This window comes from Shewanella sp. GD04112, assembly GCF_029835735.1.
In the GTDB taxonomy this organism is placed as follows: domain Bacteria; phylum Pseudomonadota; class Gammaproteobacteria; order Enterobacterales; family Shewanellaceae; genus Shewanella.
The window spans coordinates 168,567-186,364 of record NZ_JAOEAL010000002.1 but is presented as its reverse complement, the minus strand read 5'-3'; the positions used below and the strand labels follow the sequence as shown (position 1 = coordinate 186,364).

The 17,798-nt window shown below is 46.5% G+C and carries 15 protein-coding genes; 5 read left to right on the top strand and 10 right to left on the bottom strand.

Translation table 11 applies throughout. The features are described from left to right. Window positions 1-59: 59 nt before the first annotated feature. On the top strand, window positions 60-344 hold the full coding sequence (locus tag N7386_RS22315; protein ID WP_140906538.1) for a hypothetical protein: 285 nt from the start codon (window positions 60-62) through the stop codon (window positions 342-344). Here the strand turns inward: N7386_RS22315 and N7386_RS22310 are convergent. After that, window positions 325-777 carry a hypothetical protein gene (locus N7386_RS22310; RefSeq protein ID WP_140906539.1) on the bottom strand — a complete coding sequence of 151 codons (453 nt, stop codon included), beginning with the start codon at window positions 775-777 and terminating at the stop codon, window positions 325-327. The genes N7386_RS22315 and N7386_RS22310 overlap by 20 nt on opposite strands. 139 nt (window positions 778-916) lie before the next feature. Between N7386_RS22310 and N7386_RS22305 the strand changes: the two genes are divergently transcribed. Next, on the top strand, window positions 917-1,159 hold the full coding sequence (locus N7386_RS22305; protein ID WP_279771268.1) for a hypothetical protein: 243 nt from the start codon (window positions 917-919) through the stop codon (window positions 1,157-1,159). A gap of 2 nt (window positions 1,160-1,161) precedes the next feature. On the opposite strand, the gene N7386_RS22300 is transcribed toward N7386_RS22305, so the two are convergent. Together N7386_RS22300 and N7386_RS22295 are read right to left on the bottom strand one after the other, a co-directional pair. Then, on the bottom strand, window positions 1,162-1,881 hold the full coding sequence (locus N7386_RS22300; protein ID WP_279771267.1) for a hypothetical protein: 720 nt from the start codon (window positions 1,879-1,881) through the stop codon (window positions 1,162-1,164). A gap of 75 nt (window positions 1,882-1,956) precedes the next feature. Further along, window positions 1,957-2,691, bottom strand: coding sequence for an OmpA family protein (locus tag N7386_RS22295; RefSeq protein ID WP_279771266.1), 735 nt, complete (start codon window positions 2,689-2,691; stop codon window positions 1,957-1,959). Between the two features lie 123 nt (window positions 2,692-2,814). On the opposite strand from N7386_RS22295, the gene N7386_RS22290 reads away from it, so the two are divergent. Further along, the gene (locus N7386_RS22290; protein WP_279771265.1) at window positions 2,815-3,687 is read left to right on the top strand and encodes a DNA replication terminus site-binding protein; all 873 of its coding nucleotides are present in this window, start codon (window positions 2,815-2,817) and stop codon (window positions 3,685-3,687) included. Between the two features lie 144 nt (window positions 3,688-3,831). Further along, complete coding sequence (locus N7386_RS22285) at window positions 3,832-4,737, top strand: hypothetical protein (protein ID WP_140906544.1); 906 nt, start codon at window positions 3,832-3,834, stop codon at window positions 4,735-4,737. A gap of 88 nt (window positions 4,738-4,825) precedes the next feature. On the opposite strand, the gene N7386_RS22280 is transcribed toward N7386_RS22285, so the two are convergent. From N7386_RS22280 to N7386_RS22250, 7 genes are all read right to left on the bottom strand, one after another. Continuing rightward, window positions 4,826-5,371, bottom strand: coding sequence for a hypothetical protein (locus tag N7386_RS22280; protein ID WP_279771262.1), 546 nt, complete (start codon window positions 5,369-5,371; stop codon window positions 4,826-4,828). 13 nt (window positions 5,372-5,384) lie between these two features. Continuing rightward, on the bottom strand, window positions 5,385-6,275 hold the full coding sequence (locus N7386_RS22275; protein ID WP_279771260.1) for a hypothetical protein: 891 nt from the start codon (window positions 6,273-6,275) through the stop codon (window positions 5,385-5,387). A gap of 111 nt (window positions 6,276-6,386) precedes the next feature. Further along, window positions 6,387-12,797 (bottom strand): conjugal transfer protein TraG N-terminal domain-containing protein, encoded by a 6,411-nt coding sequence (locus N7386_RS22270; RefSeq protein ID WP_279771259.1) that lies wholly within the window; start codon window positions 12,795-12,797, stop codon window positions 6,387-6,389. Between the two features lie 3 nt (window positions 12,798-12,800). After that, window positions 12,801-14,195, bottom strand: a complete 1,395-nt coding sequence (locus tag N7386_RS22265; RefSeq protein WP_037426927.1) for a conjugal transfer protein TraH — start codon at window positions 14,193-14,195, stop codon at window positions 12,801-12,803. Beyond that, window positions 14,192-15,187 carry a conjugal transfer protein TraF gene (gene traF / locus N7386_RS22260; protein WP_208660813.1) on the bottom strand — a complete coding sequence of 332 codons (996 nt, stop codon included), beginning with the start codon at window positions 15,185-15,187 and terminating at the stop codon, window positions 14,192-14,194. The genes N7386_RS22265 and traF overlap by 4 nt, the downstream gene beginning before the upstream one ends. A 98-nt stretch (window positions 15,188-15,285) precedes the next feature. Then, the gene (locus tag N7386_RS22255; RefSeq protein WP_011711605.1) at window positions 15,286-15,573 is read right to left on the bottom strand and encodes a hypothetical protein; all 288 of its coding nucleotides are present in this window, start codon (window positions 15,571-15,573) and stop codon (window positions 15,286-15,288) included. Window positions 15,574-15,581: 8 nt separating this feature from the next. Further along, the gene (locus N7386_RS22250) at window positions 15,582-16,649 is read right to left on the bottom strand and encodes a hypothetical protein (RefSeq protein ID WP_011711604.1); all 1,068 of its coding nucleotides are present in this window, start codon (window positions 16,647-16,649) and stop codon (window positions 15,582-15,584) included. Window positions 16,650-17,304: 655 nt separating this feature from the next. Between N7386_RS22250 and mobI the strand changes: the two genes are divergently transcribed. Then, a complete protein-coding gene (gene mobI / locus N7386_RS22245; RefSeq protein ID WP_083848305.1) occupies window positions 17,305-17,796 on the top strand; it encodes a conjugative transfer protein MobI(A/C) in 492 nt (163 codons plus the stop codon). Window positions 17,797-17,798 lie beyond the last annotated feature (2 nt).

Below are 17,798 nucleotides of genomic sequence, written 5' to 3'. Positions count from 1 at the left end.
GCATGTTATTTAATCTAAGTTAAAATCTAACATAAACCATAGTTATAGGTAGGAAATTCATGAAACTTATCAGACTGATTAAAGCCGTATCCATTTGTGCGATTGCGTCAGCTACGCTAAATGTCTATGCCAAAGATGATGATAAGAAACGGCCAACCCTAAACGATGTGATGGCTGAAAATGCTTACATCGAACTTGCTGAACGTAATGAGCTCAGCAAGCCAGTTGTCTCTTCGTGGGAACAAAAAACGATGAAATCAGAGGGTGGGAAAACCACGGAGGTTGTTGAGTCTTGGAAAGTCGAGACTCGTATATACAGTAAGCCTAAGAGTGACAAACCTTAATCAGTTTTGCTAACTGCACATGAACCTGCTCAGCTAATCCCCGCGAATTGGTAAGCACGATACTTTTGTCACTGAGAACCACGCGATAAGCGTTCATTGTACTTTCAATTTTAAGTTCATCATTGGCTAAGTCGAATTCTCGACTCCAAATGCGCCACCCCCACAGTGTCAACTCGAGCAGGCAATCAGACTCGTAAAGATAAGACATATAGACCTTTTTCTTTAATCCAAGCGCCACCAACGCTCCCCCCCCAAGTACAACCATCCCAGCCCAAGGAGTTAATGCGTTATGGAGGTTGACGATCACAGACAACGTGCTAAAACCCACAATTGAGATCAACGAATAAAAAACTGCGCGAGGGTAAGGTCTGAATGAAGTACCAAACCATACTCGGTTTTTAGCGTTGTTGTGACAAATTCTTATCGCATTCACAAAATTACATCTCCATATTTGAATTAGAATGGATTATAGTAGTGTTAGCAACACAAATCTATAATGCTAAGGCATATGTAAATTGTTTATTTCATATTCAGAATTAGTGGACGAATGCGGTAAACTACTAGAGTCAGAAATGCCAGTAGTGCTAATTCAAATTATTCATGCCCGAGGTCACAGCGCGGCCTACCATTTAAAACTGGGAGTTATCCCAGAATCAAATGACAAGATCATTGTTAAGTACCAACTTCCAAGCATGACCGATAATCCATCGGTTGCGCAGACGTGGATAGAGACTCTTCTGTCGCATTATCCTCGGCTGGCTATCCACACCTACGGCGCTTTCAAAACTCATTCCTTGCCGATTGAAAACGCCTAGCACTACTGCTGGACAGGATAGTACGGTAGCTGTGTAAAGGTCTGAACGGTATTTAACAGGCAATGCGAGTCAATGTTAGGGTAATTTCGTGCAAAGACATCCAATGCGTAGACCCCGAGTAAGTAAGCATCATCAAAGCTCACAGGAACAGCTTTTGGCTTCTTGCCACCCTCATTGATTGAGAAGAAAAACCTATTCTGTTGTCGCTTGACCGAGATGCTTTTGTTTTTCTTTGGGCCATGTGACTTGAACTCAATGAATGGAATGAATCCGAATAGCACGGCTAGCAAATGCCGATATTCAGCCGCGGTGATTTGAATGATGGTCTTATCCTGCCAATCAAACTTTTTAGTGCCATCCCCCATTCCGTTTGCGCCTTCAATGTTCAAGGTGTGAAAACCTTTCTTAGTGACAGATGCGACGATGGTCAGCGCTGCGGCCGTACCGTGGATTTTTACCGATTTTTCAAATTCAGGAGCAGCTGCAGGCTGAACATTTTGAGCGCCTTGTGCTGATTGCTCTTCAAATCCGCGGCGATTGTCATGCTGGGATTGGTACTGCTGATATTCATCATAAATTGCGGCCTCCTGGTGACGCCCCATATTCGTAGGGTTACCTTGGCGCGGTTGAGAAAAATGCGTCTGCTGTTGCATTGGAGCAGATTGGGATTGGGCTTGCGGGGTTGCGTTGTAAGCGGGTTGGCTGTAATAGCTGGTATTCATTTTTAAATCTCCACTAATCATCATGACTATGATTAGACCAGACATTTCAAATGATGCAAAAATTGGCCTTTCGACTCAATAATACAACTCGACTTTACGCCACAACTTCAAATTGTCAGCATGACCGCTCATAAGTGGTGGCGAATAGGAAGCCCCATAGCTAACGACGCTAATCAGTTCACTAGGCACCCCTTTGGTGATCAATTCGTTTTTTACTCGCTCCGCACGTTTGCGTCCAAGAGCAAGATTGTAATCAGCTGAGCCACTAATATCAGCATAACCAACAACCAGCACTCTACCGTGGGTTTTTAAAAGATAATCACGATGCTTAGCCAAAACATGTTGAGCCTCGGTAATATCGGAATAGCCGACAGCATCATACTCAAAATAAAGCGTTCTATCGGTAGGTTGGTGAATAATGATTTGAGCATCAGCATTGAATTGTTGCAGATCACGCTTTTCATCATTTGCAGATGGCGCTTGCGTTGGCAGATAGCTATCACTGTAAGCAGATGAAACTGCAGCACGATAAACGTCACGATAGTACTTCATCATGGAGCTACGGCCATCATTAACAGCCGCATCTCTCGCCTTTTCCAATTCGAAAGCGAGATCGCCTATTTTCCTCCCAGAATCAGCTGAAAGGTTCCGAACGTCGTTTCTTTGTTGATGCCTTACATTGATATTTTGATCATAAATTGTTTTACTACAGCAATCAGAAATTTCAGATTTTTCAGTTGATACTGATACAGCGCACGCTGAAACCATCATGGCGAACACTGATACTGTTGCTAGTTTGTGGATTTTCATCATATGACCTACACAGTTTTCTAAGCGCAAAGTATTTAATATATAATAACATTTTTTTAGAAGAGTTCTAAGTTTTAAAATGAATCAGAAGAAAGAGAATTTGGGAATTTTACGAGGTAGACGGTGACTAACGCCGAATTCGACATTAACTCTTTTGATGTTTTGTACAACAAACTGACTCTTGAATTAATTGAACTAGCCAGTCATCTTCCTGATGCAGCTTGCAATCAGACATTTTTTTATAAAATAACTCCTTCACCCCAAACATTTGATAAATTCAAAGTAGAACTATTTTCTGACATCAAAGCGCGAGGGTGGATAGCATCTTCCTTAACTCAAATGACGCTTTCTGAAGATTCAATCGGCAGAACCAGAATAACACCAGGTATTATCATTTTCCCTCTTTCAGAATATATCCATATAAATCAACTGGTTGAAAAAATAAATATTACGAAAGATAACATTCAAGCGTTACTTTCAACGCATGACCTACACAAGTTAAGAGCTACGTTAGCCCGGCAAAATGCTTTGTGCTCACTCGTTATGCTCACAAGAAAAATCCACGTTTTAAAATGCGAAGAAAAATCTACCATTTCAGTCTCGTGGTACATGAGAAGTGGAATGCGCGTTTTGAAAGAAAAGGATTTTTCAACAAGAATACAAAAAGCAGTGCAAAACAACATTCTGGATTTTTCAAAAGGAAATGAATATTTAGAAATTTTTCAAAAAAACCAAAAAACACATAGTTTTCGAATAAAAAGAAACATAATACCAACAACGATTTACAACATTTGGAAAGCTGGTAGTAGTAAAGAAAAACAGCAATACAACGGCCAAACACCTCTTTTCATATTCTCCGATTGCGACATAAATGTCAAACACTTAGAAAGCAATTACGGTGCTAAGCCACGTTCAAAACGCAATGATGCAACGCCTGACACGGATCTTCTCATTCCAGAATTACACATTTACATGTCAAAGATTAACAAGGAATAATTAACCTATAGAATATTTGAATTGTGTTTGTGAGAGATTTCGCACATACTCATAGATGATAATCGTACTGAGTAGACAACTACCCTCTCAGGAATTTTACGAGCCTAGCCAGCGCGAAGCCGTCAAAAAAATCGAGAAAACATCATGAATAGCAACAACGTACTTAAATTTCCGGTTACTGCACCACTAACGCACGTACCCAAGGATAACATCAAAAAACCAGAGCAAGTTGCTTCGGAGAAGATGATAACCTCACGGAAAGGGGTGCAGTTTTTATCTTATGAAGATTGGGTGGAGTATATAAAAGATCTCGGAGTTACCAGTCGTGCGGAATGGCTTAGATACGTTGAGGCGAATGAAATCCCTCCATATCTACCAGTGTCGCCATCATTATTCTATGGCCGCAGAGGATTATGGCAAGGTTGGGGGGTGTTAAACCCTAACGCACCTGTAATACCGCAATCGGAAGAAGATGATATTCATAGTCGCGGCGGCGTATTTGCTAGTTATGAGACATCTTCCGAATATGCCAAAGCAGCTGGCATTAAAACAATGGCCGAATGGGTGGAGTATCACCAGAAGAATGAAAAACCTAAAAACATTCCTTCTGATCCTCGTTCTTTCTATACAAGAAAAGGTATGTGGCAATCTTGGAACCATTTCCTTGGAAATGAAGAACCTTATGATTACCACCAAAAAGGTACTCTTGAGAAAGTGAAAAGATGGTTTAAAGAAAACAACATCACCACTTCAACTCAATTTTTAGAAATGGCTGCAAATAAACAACTGCCTGACTTTGTGCCAGCAGCACCGACCATGTTATTCGGTGTCAAGTTCAAAGACCTTCTTGCTAAAAGACAAAAGTACGTCACTTTTAACCAAGCTAGTAAAGAAGTTAAGAAGTGGAATTGCAGCAGTATGTTGGAATTTAGAGCTAAACATCGCGAATTGAAAGCCAGTGGCAACAAACTAGCGACTCAAATACCGTCTGCACCAGATCGCGTTTATAAAGACCTTTGGAAAGGCTGGACAAACTTCCTTCAAGGTTAATTTGCTAAAAAAAAGCTGGGACATTCCCAGCTTTTTTATATCTTAATTTCAAAAATCTTCGAAAAGCAATTTTGAAAATGTCTGCATATCAAGAACTTGAAAGTGTGTGTTCAAGATAAATCCCCAGCTTATCAAGCGCCTCAAAGCTCATAAAGATCCTTGACATCTCTCCCGCATTTTTATGATTCATCGCTTTAGAATACTGTTCAAAAGCCTTTTGAAATTCCTGATTTTGCTCCAACCTCAAAACATTTTTATAAGCACGATCAATCACATCACCTCTCACTGTAATTGATTTGCTCGCAACAATTCTAAATATCGGCTCCGACTGACCTTCTATCACTCCTTGTTCAAAGGCTAAATCGCTCCCGGTAACTTCATACGGGGACAAATTCAAAACCATCACCACTTCCCATGGCTTTTCAATCTTGCGGCCTGACTGCATCAAAGCATCGTAAAGCGCATATTGAATCGATTTGATACTTCCTGTGTGCGCAAGAGAATCGGCGTCGTCGAATCCATGAACAATTAACCTGGACACACCATTACCACGATAATCATACTCACCCGCAATGACATCTGTGTTAGTTAACAACATAGTAATTATTAGCAGCGCGGCACTAATTTTTTGCATATAAACTCCTTCCCTACTTCGACGGCAACGCTTGAATCGTAGCGTTCATACCGATGGGTACTTGCGTATTTTTCAAATTGTTGACTGATACGACCTTTTTACCGACTGAGATAAAAGCGCCATCCATCCTTTTAATCATCTGTTGGTCAGGATATTTAATCTGCTGTTGAGGTTTATGTGACAGAACGGCTTCAAATACCATATCAGGCCTTGAGCTAACATCATCTACCGTGCCTAAAGTGGGTCCCTTTACCCCACGGCGCCCGTAAGCGTCAGCGAGCATGACTTTGTAGCGCATAACCCAATATTCCAAAAAGGTTTCAGTAGACACAAACTGATAGTCGGATGGCATCGTGTTCTCATGATTGCCGGTGATCACAAACAAACTATTAGGAGTGCCATAAATTCTATCTTCTTTTTCTTTCAAATAGCGTCCATCAATCGGTGTCCAGTGGCGCCGATTCTGCGAAGATAGATGCACATCCGTTTCCAACTGTTTTAATAACACGGACTCGTCGTAAGGACGAATGCTAACGGTTATATCTGCTTTAATCTCAATACCTGCAGACAACACGTTATAGCTAAATTCAACAAGATTTACAGAATACATATAGGAACTAGCAGTAACGACCTCATGTAATATCGATTCGTCATTAGATGATGACCTGATCAATACGCCCTGTTGTGCTGTAGGGTTCAATTTGGAATAAATTGCTTTTCTCGCCGCTCGGTCAATTAGTTCTGCCTTGAAATTGTTGAGTGACATTTTGCGGCCCACTGGTTTACCACTTAAATAACTCACACCCCATAAATCGGTTGCGGACTCTGTAACAGTCAGTTCTTCAGCATTGACAATACTGGCCGAGCTAAACCAAGCTGCCACTAATAGGCTAATTATCTTCAAAATTTTTCCCTTACCATTACATTTCCATCCATGCTACACCACTAATCAAATCCAGCAAATTTCCCCAAAAAAATCGGCGGTTGAAACCGCCGAATTTCAAACCAAAATCTATCAACGCTTCATCGTTGGTACGTTGCTATTGGAAGTGTCCATAGAAGGGCCACCGCTGCTATTGGAACCTGCGACAGAGTGACCGCTGGCCGCACCACCACCCACTAAATCAACACTGTTATAACTCACGTTTGAGGGTTGGACGTTGTTCCCGAATCCGCCCATTACAGAGAAATTGAATCCAGCTTGATTACCATCGAATGCGTAAGGATTGTTCTCTACAACGGTACTTCCCGATTGCGTAGAATTTTCGGCCGGAGTTTCAACATAACGAACCTCTGGCTCACTTCTTTCAGGACTTGCGGTGTTTACCGCATCACCTTGAATCGTGGCTGCTGGGGCTGCGCCTTGTTGGCTCACCGTGTCACCCTGAGCCATGGTTGCTGGGGCTGCGCCTTGTTGGCTCACCGTGTCACCCTGAGCCATGGTTGCTGGGGCTGCGCCTTGCTGGCTCACAGTGTCACCCTGAGCCGTGGCCGCTGGGTCTGCGCCTTGCTGGCTCACAGTCTCACCCTGAGCCGTGGCCGCTGGGTCTGCGCCTTGCTGGCTCACAGTCTCACCTTGAGCCGTGGCCGCAGGGGTTGCGCCTTGCTGGCTCACCGCATCACCTTGAGCCGTAGAGGCTGGGGCTGCGCCATGTTGGCTCACCGCATCACCTTGAGCCGTGGTTGCGGGGGCTGCGCCTTGTTGGCTCACCGCATCACCCTGAGCCGTGGTTGCGGGGGCTGCGCCTTGTTGGCTCACCGTGTCACCCTGAGCCATGGTTGCTGGGGCTGCGCCTTGCTGGCTCACAGTGTCACCCTGAGCCGTGGCCGCTGGGTCTGCGCCTTGCTGGCTCACAGTCTCACCCTGAGCCGTGGCCGCTGGGTCTGCGCCTTGCTGGCTCACAGTCTCACCTTGAGCCGTGGCCGCAGGGGTTGCGCCTTGCTGGCTCACCGCATCACCTTGAGCCGTAGAGGCTGGGGCTGCGCCATGTTGGCTCACCGCATCACCTTGAGCCGTGGTTGCGGGGGCTGCGCCTTGTTGGCTCACCGCATCACCCTGAGCCGTGGTTGCGGGGGCTGCGCCTTGTTGGCTCACCGTGTCACCCTGAGCCATGGTTGCTGGGGCTGCGCCTTGTTGGCTCACCGTGTCACCCTGAGCCATGGTTGCTGGGGCTGCGCCTTGCTGGCTCACAGTGTCACCCTGAGCCGTGGCCGCTGGGTCTGCGCCTTGCTGGCTCACAGTCTCACCTTGAGCCGTGGCCGCAGGGGTTGCGCCTTGCTGGCTCACCGCATCACCTTGAGCCGTAGAGGCTGGGGCTGCGCCATGTTGGCTCACCGCATCACCTTGAGCCGTGGTTGCGGGGGCTGCGCCTTGTTGGCTCACCGCATCACCCTGAGCCGTGGTTGCGGGGGCTGCGCCATGTAGGCTCACCGCATCACCTTGAGCCGTGGTTGCGGGGGCTGCGCCTTGTTGGCTCACCGCATCACCTTGAGCCGTGGTTGCGGGGGCTGCGCCTTGTTGGCTCACCGCATCACCTTGAGCCGTGGTTGCGGGGGCTGCGCCTTGTTGGCTCACCGCATCACCTTGAGCCGTGGTTGCGGGGGCTGCGCCATGTTGGCTCACTGCATCACCTTGAGCCGTAGAGGCTGGGGCTGCGCCATGTTGGCTCACCGCATCACCTTGAGCCGTGGTTGCGGGGGCTGCGCCTTGTTGGCTCACCGCATCACCCTGAGCCGTGGTTGCGGGGGCTGCGCCTTGTTGGCTCACCGCATCACCTTGAGCCGTAGTTGCGGGGGCTGCGCCATGTAGGCTCACCGTGTCACCTTGAGCCGTAGAGGCTGGGGCTGCGCCTTGTTGGCTCACCGCATCACCCTGAGCCGTGGTTGCGGGGGCTGCGCCTTGTTGGCTCACCGCATCACCTTGAGCCGTAGTTGCGGGGGCTGCGCCATGTTGGCTCACTGCATCACCTTGAGCCGTAGAGGCGGGGGCTGCGCCTTGTTGGCTCACCGCATCACCCTGAGCCGTAGTTGCTGGAACTGCGCCTTGCTGGCTCACCGCATCACCTTGAGCCGTGGTTGCGGGGGCTGCGCCATGTTGGCTCAACGCATCACCTTGAGCCGTAGAGGCGGGGGCTGCGCCATGTTGGCTCACCGCATCACCTTGAGCTGATGCCACTGGGCTTGATGGGAATTGTGTCTCACCTATGGGCAATTTTTCACTTGATGGCGATGAGTTGCTTGCAGTTAATTCCATGCCACGCTCTACATTCGACCTAACCGAATCTGGAAGAGATCCTAAAATTGCGGCTTTATCTTCTGGCGACATCTTATTGGCAATGGACTCAAGTTGCATGTTCGCACCTTGACCGTTAAATAGGGTGTTCTCCATCCTAGATTGAGTTGAACCTTCCCCCACTCCTATCCGGTTGAAACCATCCATCGCTCGAATCCTTTCGCTTGAGCTTAGACCACTCATGGCCGGGCTATTTTTAGTTGCATCGTCATAAGCTGTTGCATGATCATAACCTGTGCTATTTCTTGCATGTGCGTCAGAGTTGAGTGATGCCCCTAATTTCTGATTAAAATCCTGCAATCCTTGTAGGGTTTCGGCCAACCTTTGTTTTACAGGTTCAGATAATCCATCTTGTCCCATTGCCTGTGTCACGATGCCTTGAGCACGATCCGTGACTAACCTCATACCTATCACGTCTTCCTTAGACGGGTTGTTTTCCTTGTAGTACCGACTAAATTCCGCGTTTGGCAGTGGATTCGCACTTGTCCCTTCCGCTGCAATAGTCGAAGCCAGAGCCACGGCCTGTTGAGTTTGAGGATCTTTACTAGAACCTAAAGATGAAATAACTTGTGCTGCAGCATTGCCCGCACTTGACGATCTATCCGAAATTACTTTAGCAGAATAGGCATCATTCAAACCACTAAAGGCCTGTTGAGCATTCTGGAAGTAAGGTTTCTCACTCGGGCTTAATTGATCGCTGTTGATGGTCTTACTTAATAAACCATCAACAGTGTTGGCCATTGCGGAGATAACTGGGGCGACTTGAGCTGCATGATCGCCACTGAAATAATTAGATTTTGCATCTGTAAAATCATTCAGCATCCGACCTAACTCTGCGGGTGAGTTATTGGCGTTTTTCATCACTTCAGCTACTCTGTCAATAACTTGTGGTGATACTGCCCCATAAGTCCCTGACTTCAATTCTTGCGCTACAGTGTCGATGATTCGGTTTACCCCTGCTGGCCCACTCACAGCCTCACTTTGCTGCATTTGTTTCCAAAGGTCATCAACACTCTTGTCCAACTTATCAAGTTTATGCTGCTGATCAGGCGTCCATTTAGCTGGAGGCTGAAGATTTTGGTTGACGTAGTCCTCTTTAGAAGCTTTATTGTCCTTCACTCTTTGAGCCGCCTCTTGTTCCAATTTGGCGCCCTCTGAGCTGATACGTTGACCCGCTGCATTAATGCCATTCTGTGTATCAGATTTGAATGCCTGTTGGTCAGGAGTTAACGCTGGCTTATCGTAGTCTTTAATCTGCGCCTGACCAACAGCGGTAAATTGAGCGCCAACAATTCTAGCGGTCTCATTACCATTGGCAGTTCCTTTTAACGCAGCATATTCAATAGCGGCACCTGTAGCAAGGTTGCGAACCGCGTCAGCCTTAATCGGGTCTGATTGAGTTCGAGCCATCGTATCCGACAACTTGGCTACGGCACGGTCAGCGATCGAACCTATATCTTGAATGGGGATAGGCCTACCATCAGCTGACATCATCGTCTGCGAATCATTCACAATACTCTGTAACGCCTGCTTGTCTCGTGCCACGTCATATAATGACTGATTAGCGGCATAGTCCTGTTTCATCGCATTAAACTTGGCTTCATCTGCTGTACCAGCCCCAGCCCCAGCGGCTTTAGCATCTAAAACACTCATTGTGCTTTTGAAATCGAGCGTATCCACGCCGTTAGTAGCGGCATCCCAATCACTTCCATATTTGCCACGCATTGCGCCATCTGCCGCATTCTGTGCAATCTTGCCCAAGTTGCTCGCTGTTGTCAGCAAATCACGATTGCTAGAAGAAATAATCTCACCAAACTTGATGTTTGCACTGCTACCCGCCGCTCCCGATGATGTTACACCGTCACGAACTTCACGAGACCGAGACTCTGCTTCCTGTAATTGCTGTTGGATAGTTTGCTGTCTGGTAGATGCTTCATCTCGAGCCTTAGCTGCTTGATAAGTTGCTGACGAAGTATCAGTTGAAGTATCGCTATAGGATTTACGATTAGTGGCCGAATCGCTTTCTCTATACGCCCTTGCTACGTCTTCTTGCTGGCTTGTACTTAGAGTTGACGTTTTGTTGGCTCCTTCTGACTCTAGCAGCGTTTTCATGCTCGTTTGCGTCTGCGACCAAGATGCACCGGCTTCTGCGTTAACACCCAAGGATTTCATTAATGCTGTGAGCGGATTAGTTGAAACTCCAGTACCAGCCCCCACATTAAACCCAGCTTTAATAGCAAATTGATTTGCTTCTTGCTCAGTCATTTGTGATAAGGTTTGAATTATCTGCTGACGGGCCTGTTGACCACTAACACCCATCTTCGTACCGAGTTGCTGACTTACATCAAACCCGCGAGCTTCTTCAAACCCCAAACCTGCTTGACCAGCATTTTGATAGAGGTTACCAGTACCAATAGCGGTCTGTAATCTCTCATTCGCGGCAGCGAGATCTTGTTGCGCTGCGGTTTTAGATGAAGTTAGAGATGAAACACCTGATTCCGCTTGGGCCACGGCTGAAGTACCAACATGTTGAGCATTGTAGGTTGAACCACCGGTGCTAATGGAAGACATATTACCTGCACCCTGACGGCTTTCCATCCACTCACCATTCGATGTCATTGTCTGACTATAACCACCTGACGAAACGGTTTTACCATCGCTATTGACCGTCTGTGGTGATACGCCCTTGGCATCCATGTTAGCGCCCATTTGGGCTTTTTGTGTTGCCCCCATCATAGTATGCACACCGCCGAAGACAATCATCATAGCCAGCGCTGGCACCATCGTTTGAATGATTGCCGCTTGAGATACAAAAGTCTCAAGTGTGGTGTAGGCGCTATCCATTCCCCCCAGAGAATCGATACTCCAATTTCTCATGCTAGGCGCAATCATGCAGTTCTGAACCGAGCTCGAATCATTCCCTGGCAGAGAACACATCAGCTTATTGAAATAGTGGTTGGTATACATGTTGACGCCGACTTGGATAATCGGCCAAAAGTTCACAGCCAGTAGAAATGAATAGAGCTTTCCGGCCATCATGATCCCTTTGGAGCCGAAGGTCAGGAAAACCGGAAGCAGCGGAGCAATGAGGAAAATAAAACACTCGAACCAAGTGATAAGTGCAGGGGCAGTTTCCAAGAAAAATGAAGACTGAGCTGCTTGGCTTAAGTGACGCTGTTGAATCGCATCAAATTCTTGCTGAAACGCCAATCGTTCAGAGGGGTCTAACTCTACATAGCTAGCCCCAACTTTGGCCATCATTGCTTTTACAAAGTTGGCTCGATACAAATTTATGAGGTTAGCAGTATCCCCTGTTAAGGACTCGAAGACTTTCTCAACTTGAGACTCTTCTGCCATGTTATACATTATGGCGGCTCTCCCCTTCATTTCTTCGGCCCAAGGACTGCTGTCAGAGAGATCATTGCCTAACTTGGCATAAGCATCGGTACAGGTAATTTTGGTGTATGACTTGGTGTTAACATCATAGTAAGGCGTATACCAGCTTCCCGAGGTGACTTTTAATTTAGTGAAGTCAAACGCCCCAGTGACACTCTCGTCGTGATTTACCTCCTGTACCGCCTGTCCCGTCGGATTTTTACCGTTCCGAATGTCTTCGAAATAACAGTTTTTAATGTACGCACCCAAATTTTCACCGACAGAACGATAACTCGCATCTGCCTCAGAAGTGCCGACAAATCGGGCTTTAAGTAACGCTTTTAGAGGGTCTATGTTGGTGCCGGGCTCGGTGTCATAATCAGGTGTTATACTGGCATATGCTTCTGACATCCCTTGAGCAAAACCACCACCAATCATGGTAGCTAATGCAGCTGGCGCCACAATCCCAAAGGGCAAAGTAAATGACTGAGACACTTCGCCCGTTCTGACTGACTCAACGTAAAAATCCACCTTCGGGGTGAACAAAAACATGTAAGTGAACAAGGCGATGAAAAACTCCTTTACATGAAATTTATCAGGGGCAAAAATTTGCTTGAAAGCAGACACTAGCAGGGTAATACCCAATCCAATCGCAATAAGATTGCTATTTGCAATGCCGCCATCACTGAATGCCAATTCCGCCGATTGCGCCATCTTTATCAATAAATCGAGGTCACCGAGAGAGTAGATAGTTAACATGAATTACTTACCTCTCATACTTGCACTAAAGTTGATCTGACTTAATAGTTCCTGCTCCATTTCACGTCTTCTGTTGGCCATTTCTTCCCTTTCGAGGCTCAGCGCGTCGATTTTCTCTAACAACTTTGATGAAAACGCGCCGCGCTGACCTTTATCAGTCGAAGCCATCTTACTCGCGGCAATTCGTAGTCCGTCAAGCAACTGCTGGGTTGCATCTATGGCCATCGCTTCGGAGATAAACTTACAATTACCTGTATTGATGACATTGACTGTTGAGGCTCGTTTAATAATGTCTTCAAATTCACTTCGCATATTGGCCATGATCTGTGCTTGAGAATCACTATAATTTCCTTTCTGAGCATAGATGGCCATGATGCTCGAACCGACTAAGTTAGAATCGACTAAGCCACAAATTGCATCACCATAAAATCGATAGAACGAATCCAAATAGCGTGGATCGCTAATTGGTACAGTCGCGACCTTAGCCGATAGACACTTGCTATCGGCAGATTGGGCCTGCTCACAGACCACCATTTGTTTAGCTACAGCCATTGATGTAGTAGCTTGAGGCTGATACAAGTCTTTCAATGAAACTTGTGGGCTAAATGACTGACTGACCGCATCGCTTCCTGCTGAAGCCGATGCAGTTAATGTGCTGTCGAATTTATAAATTTCAGTCCCTAAAATAGTCATTAACATTTGAGCGACGACATGGCGGTCTGAGGATAGGGTTGGGACGGTAGTTTCAGACTGCATGAAGGTTTCATACACCGAGTTGAACTGCATCTCGTCGCCAGCCTGAGTCAACTGTGCGGCTTTCGAGTGGGAGTCTATTGAACTGCGCTCAACCGTCGATGAAGCGAATGAATCAAACCAAGCACCCGCCGAATCATTGTAGGCTTTCCACATTTTACGGTCACTTTGTACCTGAAGTGATGGCCACTGTTGCTCGGCCAGATCAGCCCATTCCTCGCAATCTTTGCTGATAAAATCATTTAACGCATTGAGGCGTTTCGCTAGGTCTGCGAGAATTGCATTGCAGTCCGGGCATAACATTCCCATTGCTAATTGGAATGCGTACATCGGGGCTGCGGCGGCGATAGATCTTGCCATCTGAACAAGCTCTTCACGTTTTATAATGGACAGTGAGCCGCCGAAGAAGTCGATCCCCTTGCAGGATGATTGAAGGTAAGGAGCCCTAACCGCCACAATCTTTTCGTTAGTGGTTTTAATCCGTACCGACGCACTCCCCAGAGAAAATCCGTCACGTTTAGCGCCTGAATATGAAGTTGCACCGGAGCTGGCAGACAACATCTGATCCCATAAATTGTTTAACCCGCTAGCAGCTGTCGCTGATAACGGGCAACAAAGTAAAGCAACTATAACTTTCTTTTTCATTCTTGTTCACCCTCGCTATCAGGTTTTCCGAGCATAAAATTCCGCATCTTGTTAATGAGGTAGTCTGGGTCTTCATACACTTTTTGCGTGTCAACCTTGGCTTCTGCATCGGTCATATAAAGAGCTCGTACCTGCTTCACATTATTAAGTTCTGCTTGGCTAATAATTTTCTCGCGGCTAGCAAGTTCGATGATCCTTTCACTGAGAGAATCCATGCCGATTAGCCCAGAACTCAACAGGAAGTAATCACCCGTGTTGTTGGTTAGATACAGTGTTGGTGTCGCCAAGACGTCGAAGCGCTGCGCCATGTCGGAAGTCGCCACTCGATAATCGCCTAATGCTAAAAAGTCATCATTTGGAACGGTGCCGCCATCGAGAGAAACAGGCATGATCGACCATCCATATTCCTTTGCCAGACGGATTAGGTAGGGAGTTTGCTTTGCGCAATACGGACACTGAGAGCCGTAGAAATAAATGAGGGTGGCTTTCTTGCCGATGGCTTCAATTAACTTCCATTGGTTTTCAGACTGAGCGCCTTTGAAAGTTTGCAGCGTCACGTCGTTTTCAGGACGGCGTAACCCTTCATCGAGGTAAGGGTCAAACATTTGTTCGGAAATATAAGTAGCGGCAAACTGGTTGGCGCGATCTATTGCGGCACGCTGGATGTAAAGGTAGCGTTTAACGTCTTCTGGTTTTCCAGTGTTAAGCGCCAACTCCTTTGCCTTGGGCAAGTTTTCTTGGAACCACTTAACGCTCATGGCCTCTACTGAATTTTTACTCGTTTCAGTCTCAGTTGGTGCAGAAGATGGCGTTGGCGCTATAGGTTCTTCCTCTTCCTTTTCTTCGGGCTCAGGAATGTACTCGTGCCAATACCAGCCCTTTTCGCGTTGTTTATAGAAGTTACCACCATCATTGCTATTTGCAGGATCTTCTGCCACAACTGGCAGAGCCAGAGCCGCAAAAATCAAAGCCATCAATTTATTTACTTTCATTACGCCAACACACTTTTTATATTCTATAGGCTAAATATATCACGCCTCACTGGATGAAAAAAAGCCGCCTTAATTGCAGGCGGCTGATTTATTGTTTTTCACGTTTCTCGGGCGACAAAAAAATCATCACTAATATCAAAGTCATCTTCCATTGGACTTCGAGGTTCTGCATCTGCTTCCACTTTCTCCCTTTCACTTTCGACTTCTACCTTCGGCGCCAACACAGTGCCTAGATTAAATCCCTGCTGTCTCACCATTAATCCAAATTCCATCAGGGTCATCATCTCGCGGGTCAGTGCCTTTGGCCCAAACTGATCTAAATGAGCAAAAATTAGCGGGTGAGTATCATCGGCAATCCGAATGTGTCTCTCGATTGTTTTGGGCATCCCTCACCTCAGACTGCTTTTAACTTTTGATAATCGCCTCGCGCTATGGCTCCACGAATGAATTGCTCGCCTGCGGTTTGCAAGCCACGGGCAACAGCTGTCAGAGAGTCATCAACGACTTCGATTTTGTGGAAAGGGAATGCGCGCTGAATCGAAGGCAGGTATACCGCTGCGGCACCACCGGAGACAATAATCAGGTCAATGTCCTGACCATCACCTACTTTGTTGACGACACTTGTTAATGCTTCGTCAGTAACAGACCGAATCGCGCTAGTCACATCAAATAGATCGCACTTAGGGAATTTCATCGCTTTACCGTACAGCTTAAGCTCACCACTGATAAAGGCTTGGTCGATCAACTCAGGGTTAATCTGTTTGATGTTGAAACCTTCGAGTTGCGAGCGCAGCGCGACTTCGACTGCACCAATCACTTTGGACATCCCAGTTTCAGAATCACCAGAACGATTTGGACTGACCTTCAATCCTTTCGACGTAATGAAGTCGGTGGTCATATAACCTGGGTCAATGGATAACATGGTTTTATCTTTGCACTGGGCAAAGCGTTCATTTCCGCCTTGGCGCAAAAATGACATCAACGCACCAAGCGGTTGTTCAAAAACCAAGACCTGACGAATGGTGACCTTGCGACTCGGTGTGATTTGGTGAGTGCCGGTATAAATCTTGGCGAGTTCATCTTTCCTGAACATGACACTCACTGGCAGACCAAGCACTAACACATCTATATCGATGTGATTTGATTTGCCTAAAAATGACAGGGCGCCAAACAATAACGCTTTATAGCGGTCACTCGTGATAAACGATTCTGTGTTGAGAACGCGAACATTTCGCGAACCGACCGAGGTCCCTACGTCTGAACCAACCTCATAGGTGATTCCATCGACTTCCACGTTTGTTACATCGCGTTCCTCGCCTGCTAAACCCAGATTAATATCCGATTTAATCGGAATAGGCAGGGACGGGAACGTCTTCACTGAGTAATTGCCTAGCGATTCCTTGTGTACACAAGTCGTTGTGCCATAGCCAACATCGACTGTGATGATGACGGGATTATTCATAAATACCAACTCCACACCAAATGACCCCCAATCTGGGGTTTTAAGAGGGTTTTAAGAGACTTCCAAAACCTTTCCAGCTTGCTCTTGAAGATTATTCTTACCATTCCAATACCAATCTGGGATCCATATAATACACAATATATTTAGCTCGTGTATTATTTATTTTGTGTGTATATTATGCACTTTGTTATCCATAACATGTCGCTAGTGAATTAATCAAAACATGAAATGGCTAACGAACTGAAGTGCAACTAAGTCTGGCTTAGTAGCGAAATTCCTACTCTGGATTCTTCGAAATTAAGCAGTTTTAACGGCTTCCAAAATCAGTAAATCAACGCTCTGAAAGCGCAAGTTGGCTCACGAACTGGGAAAAAACCTGAAGTGGCCAACTGAATCGCAGACGTGAGAAAGGATTTCTCAGGGGGCTTGCCCATGAATCGGTGTGTATATCACGCGAAAAGCATGAGTTGGCCAACGAACTGAAAATCTTCAAAGGATGGCCAACACCGGAGGCACCTGGGATTTATCCCAAACTCAACTGGCAGAATGACGATTAGTGAGCGACACGAGTTCGCCAACGAACTGGGTTTCTGCATGAGTTGTCCCCGTAGGCCGAAAACGGATTACTGAAGACGAACAAACAGTAGGTAAATGAATGAATGACTACTCAGGTACTTCGGGTAGCTCTGAGAACGGGAAGCCCGTACCCGCATTAGGGTTCCAGTTGGTGAATACCATCAGAAGCCTAGAGGGGTTGATTGAAGCCGCTCAGTTTCAGGCAAAGGTCATTGTCGATGATTACTGGCTGAAATGGAGATCTTCAAACCGTCAGTTGCGCAGTGATGACGGTGGGAAGTTTAGTGGCGGTGAGATGGCCCCCCGGGTCGTTGTAAAAAACGAAAAGGTGTATTTGGTCTGGACGAGGTATCGACCAGGGCGAGTTGGAAACATCAGCAAGTCTTGGGGCGATGACGTTAAACCGACCCAGCGCGGATACACCTTAGACCAGTTAACCCGCAAATCCCCAGAGTGGGAGGCGCGAATGATTGAAGACACAGAGAATCGATTGGCTCCGTTGAGAGAAACCCTTGAGTGTCTACATGAAGCAAAAGTCAAACTACGTCGCATAGAGCGAAAACAATCCTAGGA

Bases quoted from the DNA above. Each gene is read 5' to 3' on its own strand.
- N7386_RS22315 (WP_140906538.1), top strand. From the start codon at position 60: ATGAAACTTATCAGACTGATTAAAGCCGTATCCATTTGTGCGATTGCG.
- N7386_RS22305 (WP_279771268.1), top strand. From the start codon at position 917: ATGCCAGTAGTGCTAATTCAAATTATTCATGCCCGAGGTCACAGCGCG.
- N7386_RS22300 (WP_279771267.1), bottom strand. From the start codon at position 1,881: ATGAATACCAGCTATTACAGCCAACCCGCTTACAACGCAACCCCGCAA.
- N7386_RS22295 (WP_279771266.1), bottom strand. From the start codon at position 2,691: ATGAAAATCCACAAACTAGCAACAGTATCAGTGTTCGCCATGATGGTT.
- N7386_RS22285 (WP_140906544.1), top strand. From the start codon at position 3,832: ATGAATAGCAACAACGTACTTAAATTTCCGGTTACTGCACCACTAACG.
- N7386_RS22280 (WP_279771262.1), bottom strand. From the start codon at position 5,371: ATGCAAAAAATTAGTGCCGCGCTGCTAATAATTACTATGTTGTTAACT.
- N7386_RS22270 (WP_279771259.1), bottom strand. From the start codon at position 12,797: ATGTTAACTATCTACTCTCTCGGTGACCTCGATTTATTGATAAAGATG.
- N7386_RS22265 (WP_037426927.1), bottom strand. From the start codon at position 14,195: ATGAAAAAGAAAGTTATAGTTGCTTTACTTTGTTGCCCGTTATCAGCG.
- traF (WP_208660813.1), bottom strand. From the start codon at position 15,187: ATGAAAGTAAATAAATTGATGGCTTTGATTTTTGCGGCTCTGGCTCTG.
- N7386_RS22255 (WP_011711605.1), bottom strand. From the start codon at position 15,573: ATGCCCAAAACAATCGAGAGACACATTCGGATTGCCGATGATACTCAC.
- N7386_RS22250 (WP_011711604.1), bottom strand. From the start codon at position 16,649: ATGAATAATCCCGTCATCATCACAGTCGATGTTGGCTATGGCACAACG.
- mobI (WP_083848305.1), top strand. From the start codon at position 17,305: ATGAATGACTACTCAGGTACTTCGGGTAGCTCTGAGAACGGGAAGCCC.